Raw genomic sequence first — 21,101 nt, forward strand, 5'->3', positions numbered from 1 at the left:
TTGTGAGACCTCCGCTTCATTCATCGGCTCGTATCTCCAAAGTACTATGACCTCTGCTGACTTCTCCGTTTTGCCAACTCGTGACTTCGGAGACCTCCCTTGGTAAGGTAAATGTCCTTCCGTCTAACCCTGCGGAATCTACATAGCTGTACTTCTTGTATTCGTTGGACTTCGCAATGATGTGCTTACTCATCCGTACAGCTATGCCTCTTATCCCGTTCCTGTTCGTCAGTTCAGACTTTTGTAGTCTCGCTTACTTCACTGCATGGATCACTCCAAACCAGCTTGCGACTTACTAATGTTTCCAGGCGTTACCCCAGCACATGAGAGACTTACACTCTCTGGACTTTCTCTCAACAAGTTGTGAGAATTTCTTTATATTTACCATTCAAGGCACACACACAGCCTTTGACGGTCAGCCTGTAAAAACCTTCGATTTTTACATTCATGTAAATCTAAAAGTTTGTATCTTCGATAAAACATTTAGCAAACAGGCCGCCGCAAAGGCTCATCTGTTATCACCAATCGTGGTGCGGTAAGTCGACAGCGGAATAACATTATATCCCAATATGTAACTTTTAACAAATTTAAAGTTATTGTTTTTATATGAAGACATCTATACCATTTGTATTCACCTATTTATTTTGTATCTCGATGAATATTTGTGCGCAAAATCTCATTCCTAATCCGAGTTTTGAATTAGCGAATAGAATGCCCGAAAAAAAGGGCAACAGTATAAACCGAGCAAATTACTGGATAGCACCAAAGGCTTATTCAGATTACTACTATAAAGGTTCGGGTAAAGGAAGAAGTTGCGGTACACCAAAAAACATTTTTGGTCGTCAAACACCACATACAGGAGATGCGTATGCTGGAATTTGCATCCGTAAAAAATATGTTGAATACATAGAAACAAAACTAATCGTGCCTTTAACAAAAGACAAGGAATACCGCATAGAGTTTTATATCAGCAAGGCGGAAAGAACGCTTGGATCAGTGAAAGAATTTGGTGTGCTATTTACCAATAAAAATATATGGGGCGTTACCACTAGAGGCATTGAAGAGAAACCACAAGTTAATTTTATTAACCCGAAAGGATACAAAGACAAAAAGAATTGGACAAAGCTCTCGGCAGTTTATAAAGCAGAAGGAGGTGAAACAGTAATTATTATTGGTCATTTTGATTATAAACTTTCTGAAGGTAAGTGCATAGTATTTGATCACTATTATATCGATGATGTGTCTTTAACACCGATAAATGAGAAAACCGATTCTGTTGTTACTAATGAAGTTACGGACTCAATACCGAAGATATATTCGCCAAAAATAGGAGAAACGGTTAGATTGAAAAATATATTCTTCACTACAAATAATAGTGAATTGCTTACTGCATCTTTTATAGAGTTAGACAGATTAGTTCAATTTTTAAGTAAAAGTAAAAATATTAATACTACTATTTTAATTAGCGGACACACTGACAATACAGGAAATGAAGACCAAAATATAACACTATCCGAAGCAAGAGCACAATCTGTAGCAGACTATTTGGTTTTAAAAGGAATTAACAAATTAAGAATAAATTATAATGGATACGGCAGCTCAAACCCAGTCACAACAAATGATACAAATGAGGGTAAACAACAAAATCGAAGAGTTGAATTTATTATAAATAAAAATTAAACAATACTTTTACATCCGACAAAATCTAAATCAATACAAAATGAAGATTAAAATATTATTTCTATTTCTCCTATTTAATCATTTTCAATCATACGCTTGCAGTATGTACAAAATAACAATGCATGGTAAAACATTTGTAGGCAATAATGAAGATTTTTGGAATTCTAATACTCGCATTTGGTTTGAAAAAGGGAAAACAAGTGAATATGGATCTATGTATGTTGGATATGACAATATGTATCCTCAAGGAGGAATGAATGAAGAAGGCCTTGTGTTTGATGGATTTGCTATTGACCCATACATTCCGAGACATAAATCTAATAAGCCAATTTTTCAAGCAGACATGGGAAAAACCATTATGCAGACATGTAAAAATGTTGATGATGTACGCAACTTCCTAAACAATTATGATTTAAGTTCTTTATCTCAAGGTATGATCTTATACGTTGACAAATCTGGCGATTACTTGATTGTTGAGGCAGATACTATGATCAAAGGAAACGATGACAAATATTTATTATCAAACTTTTGCCCATCAAGAACCCCTGATTTAAATGCAGTAAAAATTCCTTTTTATCAAAGGGGTAGAAAAATGCTTGAAGCCGAAGCAGACACGACATTAAGTTATCTCCGGTCGCTAAGTGATACGCTGCATCAACGATGGCCAGATAATGTTGCTGGAACCTTGTATACAACTATTTATGATTTGAATGAAGGAACCGTTAATCTATATTTTTATCATGATTACAATTTTTCGGTGAAATTTAAATTAAAAGATAAATTAAATAAAAGAGATACCATTTTAGTCATTCCATCTATGTTTCCTAACAGTACCGATGGTCAAAGTCAATTTAATAGATTTAATAATGCGAAAAAGTTTATTAATACAATAAATACAACTGACATTGCTAAAGACTCTACTGCCTTGGCTGATTATATCAAAACTCAAAACATAAGCGGTATGCTAGGTTTCTTTGAAAGAGAAATTAATTATACCGGATATAGTTTTCTTGAGCAAAAAGAAACTAGTTCTGCTATTAATCTATTTAGGTTAAATATAAAATACCATCCTTACTCATGGAACTCATACGATAGTTTAGGAGACGCGTATATGAAGAATAAGGAATATGAATCTGCTTTATTTTCTTATGAGAAGTCTTTAAAATTTAATTCTGATAATGAAAACGCATTGAAACAAATTAAGAAAATTAAGAAGCGTTTGAGGCGTTGACAATTGTTTCAGTTACTAAAACAAAAAACAGGGAGTTGAAAGAAATTAAATAAACGGACATCAAAATGCCAGCCACTAACAATGGCATAGTGCATCCTTCGGGATACGCACCTTAGGAAGGCGTTATCAGTAAGACGAAGAGGTCCACAACGGGTGATTTCAATAACTAAAAATTATTCAGAAATTAATTTTCTCCTGCTTTTTAATGCACGTCTTCAAATAAAGAAGCATAAACAACTATATAATAAGTTCTAGAAAATGCTCAAAACACTACTTCCACCTCGTTTCTAAAATTTCGTATGCTTTTTGAATCTCTATAAATCTTTTCTCGGCAATTTCCTGATGCTCCACCCCATGAGTGGCAAAAACATCTGGATGATGCAATTTTACCAGGCGACGATGGGCTTTTTTAATTTCATCCTTTGAAGCATTTTTAGAAATACCCATAACCTTGAATGCAAGTTCTATCGCAGAAATTCGAGAAATTGAATTTCCTGAAGATTTAGTTCTTTCTCGTTTCTGAGTATACATCGCTATAATGCTGTCAAAATCCTCCGTCGATAGTTTTAACAGATTGTTTATGTCTTTTAATAATGCTATTTCGCGTTTGTTCATAGCACCGTCAACATTTGATAGACTTGCCAAAAAATACATGATTTGCAAGCGCTGCTTTCGTTGAGGTAATTTTCTTCGCAACCACTTAGAAATTACGCGGGGATGAATAGGGTATTTTAAACTTTCTGTGAACGAACGTCCAAAGTCATAATGTGAAAGCGGGAAATGCTTAGAAAAATAACTATTTAAATAAAGTATTTTTTCTTTGTAAGATGATCTATCCTTGCGAACCATGAGTGCACCAAGGCTTATGTATGCCTCTAATAATGGATCATGAGGAGGTATTTCGTTCGTCTGCTGTTCATTATTCATTAAGTTATGGTCCCATGCTCTATCATTTTTAATGTTACCCAATACTGGAACGACCACAACAAATAATACAAAAACAAAAGCGATTAAGAAAGCCATAGATGTACCTGAATTATTGTTAATATTTTTCACAGTGTGTGTGATTAATCAATGGATTAATCGTAAAAATCACACCTTAAATCGTGCCTAAAGTAGTTAAAATAGATGAAATTACTTTTCGTGTTTGCTTTATGTTTTTTCATTTTCTGTTATGATTCCTTTACAATGTAGTCGATATAAAATTTTATAAATTTCTCTACTCGTATTCTCTGTTGAAATGTTATCTTTAAATGCATGAACAATATCACCATTTACTTAATAATAGGAGTTGCATTTGGATTACTTTTTGGATACAGAAAGTTAAAGGCTTCTAAGCAAGAATTCCATAACTCAATAAAGCCAATAAACAACAATAAATCAAAAAAACCCTTTCCAAGATTATGGAGAAGTATACTTAAGGAACGTGTCAACTTCTATAATCGACTTACAAGAGATGAGAAAACGGAATTTGAAAGAAAAGTCCACATTTTTCTTTTGAATGTGAATATCCAAGGAATGAATACTGAAGTATCGCATGAAGATAAAATATTGATTGCAGCTGGAGCCGTAATTCCCATTTTTCGTTTTTCGAAATGGAATTATGCAAACCTCAAAGAAGTTCAGCTTTATCCTGATAAATTCCAGATCCCTGATTCAACCAAAATGGCGCATGGATTGGTAGGCTGGGGAGCCATGGAAGGAAAAGTAATGTTATCCCGAAAATCTGTGCATCAAGGGTTTCATGACAATACAGATAATAAAAATGTAGTAATTCATGAATTCATACATATTCTTGATAAACAAGATGGAAAGATCGATGGGGTGTTAGGGAATTCCATGAATGATGTTGATTTAATGCCTTGGCTACACATCATAAACATTAAAATGAATGAAATTGATTTTGGAACTTCATCAATTAGAGACTACGGAGCGGCTAACCGTGCTGAATTCTTGGCCGTTGTGAGTGAATTCTTTTTTGAAAAACCAGAACGATTAAGAGTAGAACATCCTGGATTGTACAATGCCTTGGATGCATTTTATGGTGATAAAAAAGAAAATTAGGTAGTGTTCATTGGTCTCAGATAGAGTTAAAACTATGCACTCTTGTGCATTTCGCTTTAGTTTCTAAAAACCTCTATATCAAAAATTGGATGTTAAATATTAGACATAAGGACCAAAGCCTAACGGCTAATTTCTAACTATTTAGATAGTAATAGAATTTTATTCTCTTCCTTATTTATAGTTGGAAGGATATCAAAACTTCTGATTTTAAAGAAGAAATAAAAAATAGGACATCTCAGAATTCAGCAGCGCTAATAGATGTGTTAAAGTTGAGCTTGGAAAACGAACTCACAAATTATGGAGGGAGAAGTGACAACTGGTAACACGTCCTTTGCTGTCAGCTTGTGCAACCCTTCGATTTTTACATTCATGTCTATCTAAAAGTTTGTGTCTTCTATAAAACATATAGAAAACAGGTTCTACTTAAAGCCTAAACCGTTACCTCCAAGCTGAAAAAAAAAATCCAGATGCCAATACAAAACATACCCGAAATTTATATTCAAGGACAAAAAAGAAAGGTCAGGTTTATTCGGCCATGATTTTAAAATGACCAATGATGTTATTAAAAGTAAGGTCAATTTAGGAATGAATATGTTTAGCTTTTTACAAGTTGGAAAAAAGCATGTACACTTTTTAGGGACATCAGCTTTAGTAAATAAAGACCAATCTTAGCTGCTTAAAAACAAAATTGGATTTGGACAGAGTTGCTTGATGCAGAAGTGAGTTACTATTGTAAACTTTTCTTTTTTTCTAAAAAAACACTCAAGGAATGTTTAGAAAAACACACAGAAAACAATCAAATAGTAAAAGGTGAGATACCATATTTCATTTATAGTAATGATATATATTTATCGTTTCATCTAGTAATGTTTTCCTTGCATTGAATATTTGACCTTTTTTCATAAGTACTAACTAAGGAATTAACCTTAATTTTACAATTATAATATAATTAATGTCATTAAAACCAAAACATTATGTGTAAAAATCATGGAATTGCCTATAAAGGTACAGGAGAAGTAGAATTAAAGGAAATAGACTATCCCAAACTTGCATTGGGAGATCGTAAATGTGAACACGGTGTTATCTTAAAAATAGTAGCAAGTAACATTTGTGGTTCAGATCAACACATGGTAAGAGGAAGAACCACTGCCGAAAAAGGTTTGGTGCTCGGGCATGAAATCACAGGAGAGGTTATAGAATGCGGTAGCGACGTAGAATATATCAAAATAGGAGACTTAGTTTCTGTTCCCTTCAATGTTGCTTGTGGTCGTTGTGTGAATTGTAAAAACGGTCTAACGAATATCTGTTTAAATGTAAACGGAGATCGTCCAGGAGGTGCTTACGGATATGTTGATATGGGTGGCTGGATTGGAGGTCAGGCCGAATACGTAATGATACCTTATGCGGATTTTAACTTATTAAAATTTCCAGATAAGGATCAAGCAATGGAAAAAATATTGGATCTGACTATGCTTACTGATATTTTCCCGACAGGATTTCATGGAGCAGTTATGGCAGGAGTTACTGCTGGTTCAGTTGTATATATTGCAGGTGCAGGTCCAGTAGGACTAGCTTGTGCTTCAAGCTGTCAATTATTAGGTGCTGCCATTGTAATTGTAGGAGATATGAATCAAGCACGTCTTGCCCACGCCAGAAGTTTTGGTTGTGAAACTATTGATTTAACTAACGGGATTCCTGTAGAAGAGCAAATCGCTATGATTGTAGGTATTCCTGAAGTAGATTGTTTTGTGGATTGTGTAGGTTTCGAAGCTACTGGACACGGAGCCAACGCAGGTAAAGAAATGCCTGCCATTGTATTAAACCAAGCTATGGCAATCACTAAAGCTGGTGGAGCTATAGGAATTCCAGGTCTTTATGTGACTGAAGATCCAGGAGCTACAGAAGAGTCTGCAAAACAAGGAAGTCTGAAAATCCGTTTTGGATTAGGATGGGCTAAATCTCATTCATTCCATACAGGACAAACACCTGTAATGAAATATCACAGACAACTAATGAATGCCATATTGCACGATAAGGTAAATATCGCCAAAGCCGTAAATGCGGAAGTGATAAGCCTAAAAGATGCACCTAGAGGGTATGAAGAATTTGACTCAGGAGTCGCTAAAAAGTTTGTTATTGACCCACATGGTATGATCGTCTAATTATTTGACCTTTTATCATAAGTTATTGGACTATTTTAGTAACACGATAAGTTACCTTCGTAGTATATTTGTACATTTATAATAGCGATATTAAAAAGTAAAATTATAAACATTACATCTTAATTACTTATTAAGAGGGCAATTAAAACTAATTGCCCTCTTTTTTTTTTTAAAGATACAATATCAATCCAACATCAAAATGAAATTCATTTAAGAGCAATAATAACGCTCTTTAAAAAACCAAAATTGCGAATATCAATATCAAATAGTAGGTGACATAATCGCATCTCAAACTTCTAAGGGTAAGAGAACCATGCAAATTGAATTAATTAAATATTAATATGAAGGACAAGAACATCATAGACAAAGCTAGATTAGAAAATTTTAGCGATGGAGTAATTGCCATTTTAATAACCATTTTGGTTATGGCATTCGAAATTCCAGAAGATTTTCTGATAAAAAAATATTCAATTTTTGAACTACTAGAATATTTGATTCCACAATTAATTCCATACGCAATTAGTTTTTTGGTAATAGCAGTGCACCTATTCAATCATCATATTCTGTTTAGCAAAATGAAAGCTGTAGATGCTCCTTTTATTTGGCTAAATCTATTGTTTTTATTCTCACTTTCGCTTATCGTTTATCCAACTGCACTTCTTGGGCAGGTTCATAATACGGAAACTGCTACAATGCTATTGGTAGGTGCTTATTTCATTAAAGCCGTAACATTTAGATTGCTTCATCATTATGCAATATTCAAAAGTGGATTATTTAAAACAGACAGGACAAAAAAAGAATTAAAAAAGGATGCAATAATAAGCTGGGTAAAAGGTCCACTTGTAGAAGTAATTGCTTTTTTCTTGATTTTTGTTGATTACAAATTAGCACTGGGACTAGTATTTGTGGTTACTCTAACATATATTATTCCTCCAAAAAAATTCTAATTATATTTGTAGATTCAGCTGAAAAGATTCAAAGTACAACAGATAAAAACATTATAGAAGAAGAAGTAAAAGATACTATCATTAGAGTTTTAGGTTACGTTGGAGAAGTTGGAAATGATTAATTTGCTAAAAAATACAATAAGACTGATTTCAACATTTTTATTCTCGATGGTACATGGCCTTACGCACGTAAAATGCTTAAATTAAGTAAGAACTTGCAAAAACTTAAAAGCGTGAGTTTTGATAATAAATTAAAATCAAAACTTATTATTAAGCAGCCGCCAGAATCTCTTTGCCTTATTACTATTGAGTCAGTGTATACTGTTTAAATTTACTTAAGGAAGGTGGCTTAAAACAATGCGACACGAAGGATTTCCTTTTTCCTTTAAAAAAAATAATTGAACATCAACTCGAATGTATTCTAAACCCAAATAACAAAAGCTATCGTTCAACTGCGAACGGAGAGATCAATCCTAAGAACATGTACAAGAAAAATTCGGAAAGAAATATAATTTTTGAAAAAGAAAGTTAGGGGTCTTTTTGTGAATGTCAATTGTTGATTTATACTGTTATTAACTGAGACGTATTAAACACCAAATGCGGATCTGAACTTAATGAAACCGATCAAGGGGAACAATAAGCAGAATTGATTATTATATCAATTTACATCTTTATTTACGACCAAAACCCGAATTCAATACAGGTAGAATTAGCCTTGATAGGTAAATTTAAGTTGTCTAGTAAAACCTATTTCTGCAGAAGCTCTAAATCCCGAGGTTTTTAAAATTGAAGATGATGCCTTTAGTTTCACGATTCAAATATAATTTTTAATATGGCTGTGCGCAATTTGGATATAGATGGAATATATAAACCATTGAGAGCTATTTTCACAGGTTTAGCACATTCCTTTCCTTATTAGAATAGTCAAATTCCTACAGACACGGTCAATACAATTGTTGAAATTTGTACAAATGAATATATTATACCGTAAAAACCTCTTTATTAAATAGTAAAATACTTTATTTTTCTAGACGCAGTGAAACGTAATAGTGTTTCTAAAACTTACCAAAATCTATACTAATCCAAAAACGACAGGGTTTAATCGTTGGACTTTAGAAAAGCGTTAAAAACAACTATACTGTGTAATTTGAATCAAAGTCAATGCTGGTTGAATGATTCAATAACTAAAAAAAACATAAAATAATAATAAAAACTTCTTGTTTTAATAAAAAGCCGTACATTTGTGTCGTACACGATATAATCGCAAAAGATATAAATAAAAGAAATGAAAAATTACGTTGAAACAACATTAACACAGAAGATTTTTAGAATCATAATTGCTTTATTCATGATAGTCGCTGGGTTTAGTCACTTGACATTTAACAGGGTCGAATTTCAAGCACAAGTTCCTGAATGGTTGCCAATGAGCAAAGATTTAGTAGTCATTCTATCAGGAATAGTTGAAATGACTTTAGGACTTGGGTTAATGTTTTGGAAAAAACAAAGAGTAAATTTTGGATGGGCCTTAGCTATATTTTATATTTTAATATTCCCAGGAAACATCGCACAATATATAGATGGTAAAGATTTTGGCCCTCTGAATTCTGACACAGCAAGATTAATTCGATTGTTCTTTCAACCTGTACTGATCGTTTGGGCTTTGTGGTCATCAGGTGCATGGAAAGCAAGGAAGTCAATTGATAATTGATAATTTAAAAATTATGATTTGGATTTTGATTGTTTCACAGAAGAAAATATTTTAAAAAATGGAAGACTCTAAATTAAAGTTAGAAAATCAAGTTTGCTTTCCGATTTACTCGGTTTCTCGGTTGATTACAAAAGCTTACAAACCTTATTTGGATGAAATGGGAATCACTTATCCGCAATATTTGGTGTTGATGGTTTTGTGGGAAAATGATGAGATTTCAGTTAATCAGATTTCGGAAAAACTACTTTTAAATACCAATACACTTTCGCCATTGTTGAAGCGTATGGAGAAAATGGAAATCATTGAACGCAATAGATCGCCAAAAGATGAAAGAAGCGTGATTGTAAAATTGACAAAGAAAGGAAGTGAATTCAAAACTTTAGCAAAGCCAATTCCGGGAGAGCTCGTTAAGATTTTACTTAACGAAAACGTTCAATTAGAAGAGGTTATAAAAATGAAGGATATGCTCAATGAATGGATTGAGATTCTATCAAAGAACAATAAAATTTTAGGTTAAACACATACAAATATAGAATACAATAAAATGGAATTATTAGATAAATTAAATTGGAGATACGCTGCAAAAGCGATGAATGGTAACAAAGTGCCACAAGACAAAATTGACAATATTATTGAGGCGATTTCCCTTTCTCCTACTTCAAGCGGATTACAACCTTTCGAAGTTATTGTGATTACGAATCAAGAATTGAAAGAAAAGATTCGTCCAGTTGCATGGAATCAATCAGTAATTACGGACTGTTCGCATTTATTGGTTTTCGCTGCGTGGGACACTTATACAGCAGATAGAATCAACAAAATGTTTGATTTAACAAATGATATTCGTGGATTTAAAAATGATGGTTGGGAAAATTACCGTCAGATGTTATTGGGAAGTTACCCACAAAGAGATCCAGAGGAAAACTTTAATCACGCTGCAAAACAAGCGTACATTGCATTTTCTCAAGCAATTTCCGCAGCTGCATTTCAAGGATTAGACAGCACACCGCTGGAAGGATTCGAAGCTGACGCAGTGGACAAAATCTTAGGTCTAAGAGAAAAAGGACTGAGAAGCTGTGTAATGTTGCCAATCGGATACAGAAATGAATCTGATGATTGGTTAGTAAACTTAAAGAAAGTTAGAAAAAGTAAGGAAGATTTAGTTACTGTTATTGATTAGTGGTTGAATAAGTAGTTAGTTTAGAAAAAGCGATTTGGAGGAATTCCGAATCGCTTTTTTTTGTTTAGCGTCTGTAAAATCAATCTAAATTATGGCTTATAGTTCCGAATCCCTTTCTTCTTCTTCTTCTTCTTCTTCTTCTTCCTAATGATTTACCTTCTAACTTGATTATTGAAGTTCTCTTAAGATTCAATTTCTTTTCCTAACTTTATAGGTAACAAGAAAAGCTGCTTACATGAGTCAAAAATTACAAGCCCTCCTCAACGAATACAGTGAAAGTCATCAGAATGCACAAAACAAACGCATTCATTGGATTTGTGTTCCGCTGATATTTTGGTCCATCATCGCACTACTCTATTCCATTCCAAATTCATTTTTGATTGAAAATTTTGGAAATTACTTCTTCTCAAACTGGGCAGTTTTTTTAATGATTCCTGTTCTTATTTATTACTTCTCCTTATCCACTTCGATAGCTTTAGGAATGTTTATTTTCATTTCTATTTCTTTATATATTTCAGAACTTCTACTACAAAATTCTATTTTTCCATTGTGGATTATCGCAGTAATTGTCTTTGTGTTGGCATGGATTGGTCAATTTTACGGACATAAAGTAGAAGGGAAAAAACCTTCCTTTTTAAAGGATATTCAGTTTTTATTAATTGGCCCAGCTTGGCTAATGCATTTCATTTATAAACGCGTTGGAATCAAATATTAAAATCGCTCATTATAAAGGTAAAAGTCCAATCGAAATCCATCAAAATAATTTTTAGCTTACACTTTATCTTTTATGTACCTTTGCACCGAATAAAAAACATCCATTTTGAAAAACTTCGAAGAACTAGGTATTAGCGCAAACTTGGCAAAAGGTATTGCTGAATTAAACATTGTTAAACCTTCTGACATTCAGAATAGAGTCATTCCTATTTTATTGGGTGATAAAACCCACATGGTAGCGCAAGCACAGACAGGAACAGGAAAAACTGCTGCTTTTGGTTTGCCTTTATTGATGAAAGTTGATTCGAATATAAATGATGTTCAAGGTCTAATACTTTGTCCAACACGTGAGTTGGCGCAACAAGTTGCAAAGCAATTGTTCAAATTCATAAAATATGCTGATAAAGTTTTTATTGAATCAGTTTATGGTGGAGAACACATTGAACGTCAAGTATCAAATTTACAACGCACAACACATATTATCGTAGCAACACCAGGTCGATTGATCGATTTAGTGAACCGTAAAGCTGTTGATCTAAGCAAAGTAAAAACTGTTATTTTAGACGAAGCTGACGAAATGTTAAGCATGGGATTCCAAAAAGAATTGGATGAAATCTTAAGTTTCCTTCCTTCAGTTGAAAATAAATGGTTGTTCTCAGCTACTATTCCACATGGAATTCAGCAAATTATTTCGAAACATTTAAAGAAAGACGCTGATCGTGTTGAAGTAAAGAAAGCAGATGTTGTTAATAAAAACATTTCGCACCAATATTTAGTTTGTGATGAATCTGAGAAATTGGAAGCATTATTACTTTTCTTACAATCTCAACACAAAAACCGAGGAGTCGTTTTTTGTAAAACCAAAGCAGCAACTCAAAAATTAGCCAAACAATTAATCGCGAAAAATATTTCAACAGATGCTATTCATGGAGATTTACTCCAAAAAGAACGCGATAAAGTAATGCGTGCATTCAAAAATGAATCATTAAGAATTCTTGTGGCAACGGATGTTTCAGCAAGAGGAATTGATGTTGAAGGTTTGACTTTTGTAGCACATTACCAACTTCCAGAAAGCGATGAATATTATACCCACCGAAGTGGTAGAACTGCTAGAGCTGGAAAAGAAGGTGTTTCTATGTGTTTTGTAAATAACGCAGAAGCGAAAACTTTGAAGGAATATGAGAGAAAATTGGGAATTAAGTTTTCAAAAGTGAAGCAGGTAAGACAAAAGTAAATACACCTCTTTAATTTGCTTTGTCATCCCAACATTAGTATATTAGTTTCATAATTACTTTTATTCTTCATTATTTTTTCAAATGATCAAAATTAAAAACATGAAAAAAATATTTTCTATCTGTCTACTTTCATTTCTACTTTTCTCTTGTCAGCAAGAAGGACGTATATATGTTAAACACCTTGATTTATCCCCAGAAGTGGAATGGTTAAGTAAGGACAAGCGTGAATTTAAAGTGCCCATTGAAGATAGCAGTATACCCTATAACATGAGTCTTTCTTTACGATACGCTACTGGATATCAATATCAAGTAGCAAAAGTAGAAGTTACAGAAACGAGTCCAAGTGGAGAGGTAACTACAGCGGAATATGATTTAAAGATACGTGACGAAAAAGGTGATTATATTGGTGATCCTGGGTTTGATATTTGGGACAGTGAACACATGATTGAAGCCGATAAAATATATCCAGAAACAGGCACTTATACTTATCAAATTGAACATGTCATGCCAAACGATCCCTTAATTTTCGCAATGTCGATTGGAGTAATATTGGATAAGGCAAACAAGAGTCAATAAAGACAAACTATATTAGACAGAAGTAATTTTGTAAAGCATAAAAAAGCGGGATTTCCATAAGGATTTCCCGCTTTTTGAATTATTATAAACGATTGAATATTGATGAATATTTTACGCAGCGAAATGTTAGAACTGCAAGATCAAGGAAAGAAGGAGTTTTAATATTTTTTTTTTGTGAATAACACAGGAGCAATGACCTTCAAGGAATATGAAAGGAAATTGAGAATTAATTATATTAAGGTGAAGCAGGTAAGAAAAGGAATTGGTTTTTTTGGTTAGGTAAGAGATTAAACGAATTTAATTCATAACTTTGGATTATTATGAATCAGGCACTTTTAACAAGATTATTCAAGTCGATTACTGGAGAAAAGGACGCTCCTCTAATGAAGATTGCTTATAGTATAATCGAAGATGAGAAGCGTAAAGGACATACTAAATTAGCAGTCAAGCTTAATAGTATTTTAGAAGACAACCTTTTAAAAAAACCTGTAACTCCGTCTTTAAAAGTTGCAAAAGAAAAAGATTATAGAATACCTGTTGATAGAAGATATAAACTTCCCTTAGCTACTCATGTAGAACATAATCTTTTAAGACATGAAATGGTCTTATCGCCAGAGGTAGAGAGTAAAATACTACGAATTGAAAAAGAATATCTTGCTAGAGAAAGGTTGGCTCATCATGGGTTAAAACCTAGAAAGAAGATATTATTCTATGGGTCATCAGGATGCGGTAAATCAATGGGTGCTGAACGTATAGCATGGAGATTAGGTTTACCTTACTACAAAGTTCGGTTTGATTCGATTATTTCTTCTTATTTAGGTGAATCCGCATCCAATCTTCAGAGTTTATTTGAAAGTATCGAAGACTATCCATGCGTATTGTTATTAGATGAATTTGATATAATAGGAAAAAAAAGAAGTGCTTCTTCAAATGATGTTGGAGAAATCCATAGAATAGTCAACATTTTACTTGGATTATTAGAAGAGTATGACGGTGAAGGAATTATAATAGCAACTACTAATCTTGAAGGAAGTTTAGACAATGCATTATTTCGTAGATTCGACGACTTTATTGAATTACCTAAACCAAATGAAAATGAGATTTTTGAATTACTCAAAATATGCTTTTCCGCTCTTAAAATTGAAAGTGATATTAATTTAATAGAATACTCTAAAAAAATGTTAGGCATGTCTTATGCTATAGTTGTAAAGATTGCCAACGATGCTGCTAAAAAAGCTGTAATAAATTTAAACGATGAGATATCCTCAGAAGACATAAATAGTGCTTTGAAAGAGAACTTAGCTATTAACAGATAATAACTTATGGAAAAGTTTCCTCACCTAAAATTTGTTCAGAAACTAAAAGGTAAACCTCGCTTTTTTGGTGGAGGTGGCCCAAATCCTAGAACCTTAGAAAATAAAAATAATAGACAACAACATAGTCAAAAACTCCAACGTTGGTCTTCATCAGGTAAATCAGATTGGATTAATTCTTTTAATCAAAGAGAAGATAATAATCTTGCAAATTTAGATAAAGACATTGTTCCTATTTTTATTCGAGTCAATCCTGATATTATTGATGCTGAATTTGATTTAGAGTCTTTTGGTATTGAACTAATATCGGAAGAAGAGGATGGGTATATTATTGGTGCATCATTGGATAATTTCCGAACATTAGAAGAAAAAATTCAAGGATTTATAGACTCTGAACATGGAACCGGGAGAATAGCTGATTTTTGGGAAATATTTGAGGGAAATAGAGAGGATTGGAGACCTAGTCACATTTTATCTGAAAAACTTCTTGCTGAATGGCAAGTAATCCAAGATGATAAATTTTACAATTTGGAAGTATCAATTGCTTTTGCAAAATCAATAGGTCCGGAACCAGATCAGACTAAAACAGGAGGTGAAACTCGTTTGAAAAAATATCAAGATAAGTTAATCGAACGTGATAACCTTCTGTTGGAAAGAGAAAATCACTTTCATGGATTTATCGAACATTATGGTGAGTTAATTAGCTCAATAGTTCATCTTGATGATAGCTTTGGATGTGAAGTTTCTATTACAGGTACAGGTTTAAAAGACCTTGTAGTAAATTATCAGTATGTATTTGAAGTATCTGAAATTGAAGAAATATTAGGAATTTCTGAAACTGAGAGCCATGTTCCATAAATTGAAATCCAGATTTTACCACCTAGTAATGATGCTATTGAAGTAGGTGTTATTGATAGTGGTATTATGGAAAATCACAAATACTTAACACAGGCCATTAAAAAACAACATTCCCAATCCTACGTTCATTCTGATTCTTCAACAGCTGATAGTGTTAAAGGGGGAGGTCATGGAACAAAAGTGGCTGGTGCCATATTGTACCCAAATGGCTTGGCAAACTTAACTACTCCATATCAATTGCCTTGCTTCATTAGAAACATTAGAGTTCTTGATTCAAATAACTCATTAATTCATAACTATCCTGCTGAATTAATGATTAAAATATCTAATAACAATTCAGATTGCAAAATTTTCAACTTATCAATATGTTCTAATGCTCCTCATAAGACTGGGCATATGTCTTCATGGGCAGCAATTATAGATAAGTTATCTTATGAAAAAGATTTACTTTTTCTAATCTCAGCAGGAAATATATCTACTTTCGACATTAAGCACTTCTTAAATCAGGGAGCAACATATCCACAATATTTAGAGGAAAAGTATTGTAGATTAGCCAATCCATCTCAAAGTATCTTCTCACTATCTGTTGGTTCTATTAATATCAACAATTATGAAGATGTAAATTGGACTTCTATTGGAGGCATTGGAGAAGTATCACCTTTTTCTAGAATTGGTACTGGAATATGGGGTGGGATAAAACCTGATGTTGTTGAACATGGTGGAGGTTTTATTATTTCTAAAAACGGAAATAATCAAATAAGAGAACATGAGAGTACTTCACCAGAGCTTATACGATCTACACTCCATGGTGGGAGTGCTTTAGGAAGGGATTCTGTAGGCACCTCATTTACGACTCCAAAAGTTTCATACATAGCAGCAATGCTAAAACAGCTTTATCCTGATGAGGATAATAATTTAATCCGCGCTTTTATTGCTCAAGGGGCGCGGTTACCAAACGAACACTTTAGAAACCCTTCTAAAACAAGTATTCGGTATTTTGGATACGGGCTTCCCTCACTAGAAAGGGTTACCAAAAATTCAGAGCATAGAATTACATTTTATAATACGGGTAAATTAAAAGCAGAAGAAGGCCATTTATATTCCTTAAGTATTCCAGAAGAAATAAGAGGACAAGGAGACGAATATGATATTTTAATTGAAATCACCTTGGCTTTTTCAACCAAAGTTAGACGTACCCGTCAAAAAACAAAGTCATACTTAGCTACTTGGCTTGATTGGTCTACTTCTAAAATTGGTGAATCTTTTGAGGAATTTAAAGAATATGCTTTAAAAGAAATTGAAGAATCAAAAACTGATTATGATAAAGACGCTCGTAAAGTCTTTGATACTTTTAAATGGATGATTAATGATCGTAGTGACCATGGCTCAGTTCAGGGAATAAGTAGAACGAACAGCAGTCTTCAAAAAGATTGGACAATAATGAAGTCCTATGAATTACCAAATGAATTAAATATTGCAGTAAGAGGTCATAAAGGCTGGGATAAAAACAAATCTGAAGTACCTTATGCATTAACTGTTTCTATTGAAATATTAGGTTCAGACATCCCTATTTATGAAAGTATTAAGATAGAAAATGAAGTTGAAATAGAGGTATAAGCCAAGCTAAATACAACAGGTATTATTTAAGAACTAGTTTGACAATTTTCAACAGTAAATTGTAAGAATTCTAAACCATTGAATACAAAAAAAAAGATTCATTATCTATAACATAAAAAAGCGGGATTTCCAGAAGGATTTCCCGCTTTTTGATTGAGTATTAAATTCTATTGAATAATAACATCAAAATTAATTCTACTATTTATTCAAAGTGTACTCCATTTTAATTTCTGTATCTAACAACACAGATATCGGACAATTCTTTTCCGCATCTTTTACCAGTTTTGAAAACTCATCATCTTTGATTCCATCAACTTTAGCTTTGAGTTTTAAATTAGAAGAAGTTACTTTTCCATCTTTCAATGTGATTGTCCCTTCTGTTTCTAATGTATCAGCTGTATAACCTGCTTCTTGCAGATTAAAAGTCAACTGCATCGTAAAACATCCCGCATGACCCGCTGCAATTAATTCTTCAGGATTTGTTCCTTCACCATTTTCAAATCTACTGGTAAATGAATAGTTGGTTTTATTTAAAACTTTACTTTGTGTTGTTAAATGACCTTTACCCTCTTTTCCGTTTCCGTTCCACACGGCTGTTGCTTTTCTTTCCATAATTTGTCTTTTTTATAAAACGAATTGAAGGTGGATAATGTTTCTTTGATTGTGGTAAACAATGTTAAAGTGGAGCATGTCAATAAAAACAGAAGGAAATATTCTATACTTTCCATATTTTTACACCAAAATATACACCACTCAATATGAAATGGAAAGGCAGAAGAAAAAGCAGTAACGTTGAGGACAGACGTGGAATGAGCTCTGGTAAAAAACTCATCGGTGGCGGTGGACTTATTGGAATAATCATCCTTTTGATTAGTGTATTTGGTGGAGAAACGGGGCAAACATTGGCTCCAATTTTAGATCAAATAACACAATCTTCCTCTTCAAATACCCAGAACTTAACCCAACGAGAACTTTCAGCTGAAGAAATTGAATTGGGAGATTTTGTTTCTACAGTTTTTGCAGATACAGATGATATATGGAATAAAATCTTTAGAGAAAACGGAATGAACTACGAAGAACCAGGAATGGTTTTATTTACTGGAGATGTTGCTACAGCTTGCGGAAATGCGACTTCTGCCTCTGGACCTTTCTATTGTCCGGGTGATAAAAAAGTGTACATGGACTTAGACTTTTTCAATGAATTAGAAACTCGCTTTGGTGCCGAAGGTGGAGATTTCGCAATGGCTTATGTTATAGCACACGAAGTTGGTCACCACGTTCAAACACTTCTGGGAACAAGTGCTAAAGTCAGACAAATGCAAAGTAAAATGTCTCAAAAAGAGGCCAATAAAATGACTGTAAAACAGGAACTTCAAGCCGATTTCTATGCTGGAGTTTGGGCATATTACATGAAACAACACCTTGAAGAAGGCGATATCGATGAAGCGTTAAGTGCAGCAAATGCAGTTGGAGATGATGCAATTCAGAAAAGAGTTCAAGGTCATGTAACTCCAGATTCTTTTACTCACGGAACTTCTAGACAACGGAAAGAATGGTTTATGAAAGGATATAAATCAGGAGATATAAGTTTAGGGAATACTTTTGAGGGGGAATTGTAGATTGTTTTTTTGTGAATTTGTGAATTTGTAAATCTGTGAAGTTGTGAAGTTGTGGAGTTTTGGAGTTTTGGAGTTGTTTACTCCAATGTAATATTAAGTCTAGTATTTGAGGCACTTCAAAAACTATTTTTTTTAAAAAAATAATTCGCGCTAAAAACATTCCGTTCATTCAAAAACGATTTAAAAAATCAAGAATAGACTTTTAAATTACTGAAACATCCTGTTTTGTAATCTTGTAAGTTAAAAGCGCTATTACTTGAAATATTTTTTTGTGCTTTAATAACAAAATGAATCCCTCTCCTCCTACTCACCCCCTTTAAAAACGGTATCTTCGTGACTTCAAAGAATTAAAGAACGCATAAAAGCCAAGCGTATTTTTGGATACATCGGACTTTTAAGCAATTACACTAAAAAACAAACAATATGAAAAAATTTACATTATTAGTCGTTAGTATTTTTACGACTTTAAGCAGTTTTGCTCAATTGACAACTCCTGGAAATGGTGAGAAATTCGATTTGGCAGATTTATCAGTGCTTGATCCAACCATCTTAAGTTTTGATGGAACAAAATTTACGTTAAGTGATGATTTGATTATTTCGGCTACTGACACTTTAGAAATTACAACTTCTGATACCTTATTGGTTGATTTCGACAAACGCATTACCATTGAAGGTAGTTTTATAACGGATGCTGGTCAAGGGAATACTAAAATCTTTATCAGTTCGTCGGACACTTTGAATCCATCAGATGGAATTCGTTTTGAGGAATTTTCTTTTGGCTCAATAAAAAATACTGAAATCACTTATACAGGAGGTTTGAAAGTATTGACAGAGGATTTTCTTATCGAAGATTCTTACTTGGCTTATAACGTTTCGGGTGTTTCAAGTGGTGCTGTGATTTCATTATCTAGAGGTTCTGCAATTATTCAAAACAACACTTTTTACAAAAACGATTTACCTGCAGTTGGATCAGGTGCAAACCAAAGTGTTTCAGCTCAAATACTGAATAACTGGATAGAAAAAAATGGTCAAGCCAATCAGAATCGTCCGCAATTGAACATGGGCCCAACTGGAACGGATACTTTAAGAATTATCGGCAATACTATTATTGGTGATCCTGCAATGATAAAAGTTGGTGGAATTGGAGTTTCAAATTTCTTAGGTGCAGAGATCAATACAATTATAAAAAACAACGTTGTTCAGAACAATAGATATGGAATTACTGTAGCGGGATCAAATGCGTATGCTTCTATCAAAGGAAATATTATCGAGGACAACAATACACAAAATGACCCCAACCTTGGAGGAAGTGGAATTTCCGTAAACAGTAGTAATGATACACAAACGATCATTGTGCGTGAAAATAAAATCCGTAGAAATCTTTGGGGAATTACAGTAATTAGCGAAGGTTCTGTTGATTTAGGAACTGCTTCTGATTTAGGAAACAATCTATTCTCTGACAACGGAAATAACGGTGAAGTCTTCGCGCTTTACAACAATACTGCACTTGAAATTAGCGCTATGGGAAATTGTTGGATAGAGTCAAATGAAGCTGCTGATTCTGCACAAATCGAAGAAGTTGTATTTCATGTAGTTGACGATGCTACACTTGGTCTTGTTGATTTCAGTAACTGGTCTTGTGGTATTCTTTCAACAAATGCTCATGAATTGACAGAAATTAATGTTTATCCAAATCCTGCTTCAAACAGTATTCAATTTACAAATGACGCTAACTTTGAAGTTGTTGAATTATTAAATACTAGCGGAAAACTATTAAAGACTGTTCAACTTAAAAATGGCCAAAATCAAATTGATTTAGATTTCCCTCAAGGACTTTACTTATTGAATTTCAGTAATGAAAAACAACGTCTGACTAAGAAATTAATGATTAAATAAGAGATTTAAAAGCTTAAATAACTGAGATTTAATTATACTCAGAAAATATTAAATAGGATGGTTCGGCATTTATGCATGAGTCATCCTATTTTTTGTTTAAAACGATTAACCCACTTCAGAAAAATCAAATATTTATAACAATCGTTTAGGAAATTAAAATAATTTTTATAAATTCACATCACTAAACAACTAATTTACAGGTCGATATATTTTTATCGCTTGAAATCAAACCACTATTCATGTAGTTTAAACAAGAATAGAAGAGTCTTCTAAATTGGTAGATTTTTCATTTAGGATATTTTTA

At 33.2% G+C, this 21,101-nt stretch carries 19 protein-coding genes; 17 read left to right on the forward strand and 2 right to left on the reverse strand.

Annotated features, from left to right (window positions below):
• Positions 1-606: 606 nt before the first annotated feature.
• Positions 607-1,680 carry an OmpA family protein gene (locus ERX46_RS16015; protein WP_130094881.1) on the forward strand — a complete coding sequence of 358 codons (1,074 nt, stop codon included), beginning with the start codon at positions 607-609 and terminating at the stop codon, positions 1,678-1,680.
• A gap of 40 nt (positions 1,681-1,720) precedes the next feature.
• On the forward strand, positions 1,721-2,911 hold the full coding sequence (locus ERX46_RS16020) for a hypothetical protein (RefSeq protein ID WP_130094882.1): 1,191 nt from the start codon (positions 1,721-1,723) through the stop codon (positions 2,909-2,911).
• Between the two features lie 270 nt (positions 2,912-3,181).
• On the opposite strand, the gene ERX46_RS16025 is transcribed toward ERX46_RS16020, so the two are convergent.
• Positions 3,182-3,967 carry a DnaJ domain-containing protein gene (locus ERX46_RS16025; RefSeq protein WP_130094883.1) on the reverse strand — a complete coding sequence of 262 codons (786 nt, stop codon included), beginning with the start codon at positions 3,965-3,967 and terminating at the stop codon, positions 3,182-3,184.
• Between the two features lie 201 nt (positions 3,968-4,168).
• On the opposite strand from ERX46_RS16025, the gene ERX46_RS16030 reads away from it, so the two are divergent.
• From ERX46_RS16030 to ERX46_RS17620, 13 genes are all read left to right on the forward strand, one after another.
• Positions 4,169-4,975, forward strand: a complete 807-nt coding sequence (locus ERX46_RS16030; protein ID WP_130094884.1) for a M90 family metallopeptidase — start codon at positions 4,169-4,171, stop codon at positions 4,973-4,975.
• 974 nt (positions 4,976-5,949) lie between these two features.
• Positions 5,950-7,137, forward strand: coding sequence for a formaldehyde dehydrogenase, glutathione-independent (fdhA, locus tag ERX46_RS16035; RefSeq protein WP_130094885.1), 1,188 nt, complete (start codon positions 5,950-5,952; stop codon positions 7,135-7,137).
• Between the two features lie 341 nt (positions 7,138-7,478).
• Positions 7,479-8,084, forward strand: a complete 606-nt coding sequence (locus tag ERX46_RS16040) for a TMEM175 family protein (protein WP_130094886.1) — start codon at positions 7,479-7,481, stop codon at positions 8,082-8,084.
• Positions 8,085-8,278: 194 nt separating this feature from the next.
• Positions 8,279-8,413, forward strand: coding sequence for a hypothetical protein (locus ERX46_RS17895; RefSeq protein ID WP_394345124.1), 135 nt, complete (start codon positions 8,279-8,281; stop codon positions 8,411-8,413).
• A gap of 956 nt (positions 8,414-9,369) precedes the next feature.
• The gene (locus tag ERX46_RS16050) at positions 9,370-9,792 is read left to right on the forward strand and encodes a DoxX family protein (RefSeq protein WP_130094887.1); all 423 of its coding nucleotides are present in this window, start codon (positions 9,370-9,372) and stop codon (positions 9,790-9,792) included.
• Between the two features lie 58 nt (positions 9,793-9,850).
• On the forward strand, positions 9,851-10,309 hold the full coding sequence (locus ERX46_RS16055; protein WP_130094888.1) for a MarR family winged helix-turn-helix transcriptional regulator: 459 nt from the start codon (positions 9,851-9,853) through the stop codon (positions 10,307-10,309).
• A 27-nt stretch (positions 10,310-10,336) separates the two neighbouring features.
• Positions 10,337-10,969, forward strand: coding sequence for an NAD(P)H-dependent oxidoreductase (locus tag ERX46_RS16060; RefSeq protein WP_130094889.1), 633 nt, complete (start codon positions 10,337-10,339; stop codon positions 10,967-10,969).
• Between the two features lie 235 nt (positions 10,970-11,204).
• Complete coding sequence (locus ERX46_RS16065) at positions 11,205-11,684, forward strand: Mpo1 family 2-hydroxy fatty acid dioxygenase (protein WP_130094890.1); 480 nt, start codon at positions 11,205-11,207, stop codon at positions 11,682-11,684.
• 105 nt (positions 11,685-11,789) lie between these two features.
• Positions 11,790-12,917: a DEAD/DEAH box helicase gene (locus tag ERX46_RS16070; protein WP_130094891.1), complete on the forward strand. Its 1,128-nt coding sequence runs from the start codon at positions 11,790-11,792 to the stop codon at positions 12,915-12,917.
• A gap of 100 nt (positions 12,918-13,017) precedes the next feature.
• Positions 13,018-13,494: a gliding motility lipoprotein GldH family protein gene (locus ERX46_RS16075; RefSeq protein ID WP_165366260.1), complete on the forward strand. Its 477-nt coding sequence runs from the start codon at positions 13,018-13,020 to the stop codon at positions 13,492-13,494.
• Between the two features lie 320 nt (positions 13,495-13,814).
• The gene (locus tag ERX46_RS16080; protein WP_130094893.1) at positions 13,815-14,810 is read left to right on the forward strand and encodes an AAA family ATPase; all 996 of its coding nucleotides are present in this window, start codon (positions 13,815-13,817) and stop codon (positions 14,808-14,810) included.
• A gap of 6 nt (positions 14,811-14,816) precedes the next feature.
• Positions 14,817-15,665 (forward strand): hypothetical protein, encoded by an 849-nt coding sequence (locus ERX46_RS17615; protein WP_207214190.1) that lies wholly within the window; start codon positions 14,817-14,819, stop codon positions 15,663-15,665.
• Between the two features lie 36 nt (positions 15,666-15,701).
• Positions 15,702-17,282 (forward strand): S8 family peptidase, encoded by a 1,581-nt coding sequence (locus tag ERX46_RS17620; protein WP_262708100.1) that lies wholly within the window; start codon positions 15,702-15,704, stop codon positions 17,280-17,282.
• A 198-nt stretch (positions 17,283-17,480) separates the two neighbouring features.
• Here the strand turns inward: ERX46_RS17620 and ERX46_RS16090 are convergent, their stop codons facing one another.
• Positions 17,481-17,894, reverse strand: coding sequence for an OsmC family protein (locus tag ERX46_RS16090; protein WP_130094894.1), 414 nt, complete (start codon positions 17,892-17,894; stop codon positions 17,481-17,483).
• Between the two features lie 146 nt (positions 17,895-18,040).
• Between ERX46_RS16090 and ypfJ the strand changes: the two genes are divergently transcribed.
• Positions 18,041-18,901, forward strand: a complete 861-nt coding sequence (gene ypfJ / locus ERX46_RS16095; protein ID WP_130094895.1) for a KPN_02809 family neutral zinc metallopeptidase — start codon at positions 18,041-18,043, stop codon at positions 18,899-18,901.
• A gap of 423 nt (positions 18,902-19,324) precedes the next feature.
• Complete coding sequence (locus ERX46_RS16100) at positions 19,325-20,797, forward strand: T9SS type A sorting domain-containing protein (RefSeq protein WP_130094896.1); 1,473 nt, start codon at positions 19,325-19,327, stop codon at positions 20,795-20,797.
• Positions 20,798-21,101 lie beyond the last annotated feature (304 nt).

The sequence above is a fragment of the Brumimicrobium glaciale genome, assembly GCF_004152935.1.
Lineage (GTDB): Bacteria > Bacteroidota > Bacteroidia > Flavobacteriales_D > Crocinitomicaceae > Brumimicrobium > Brumimicrobium glaciale.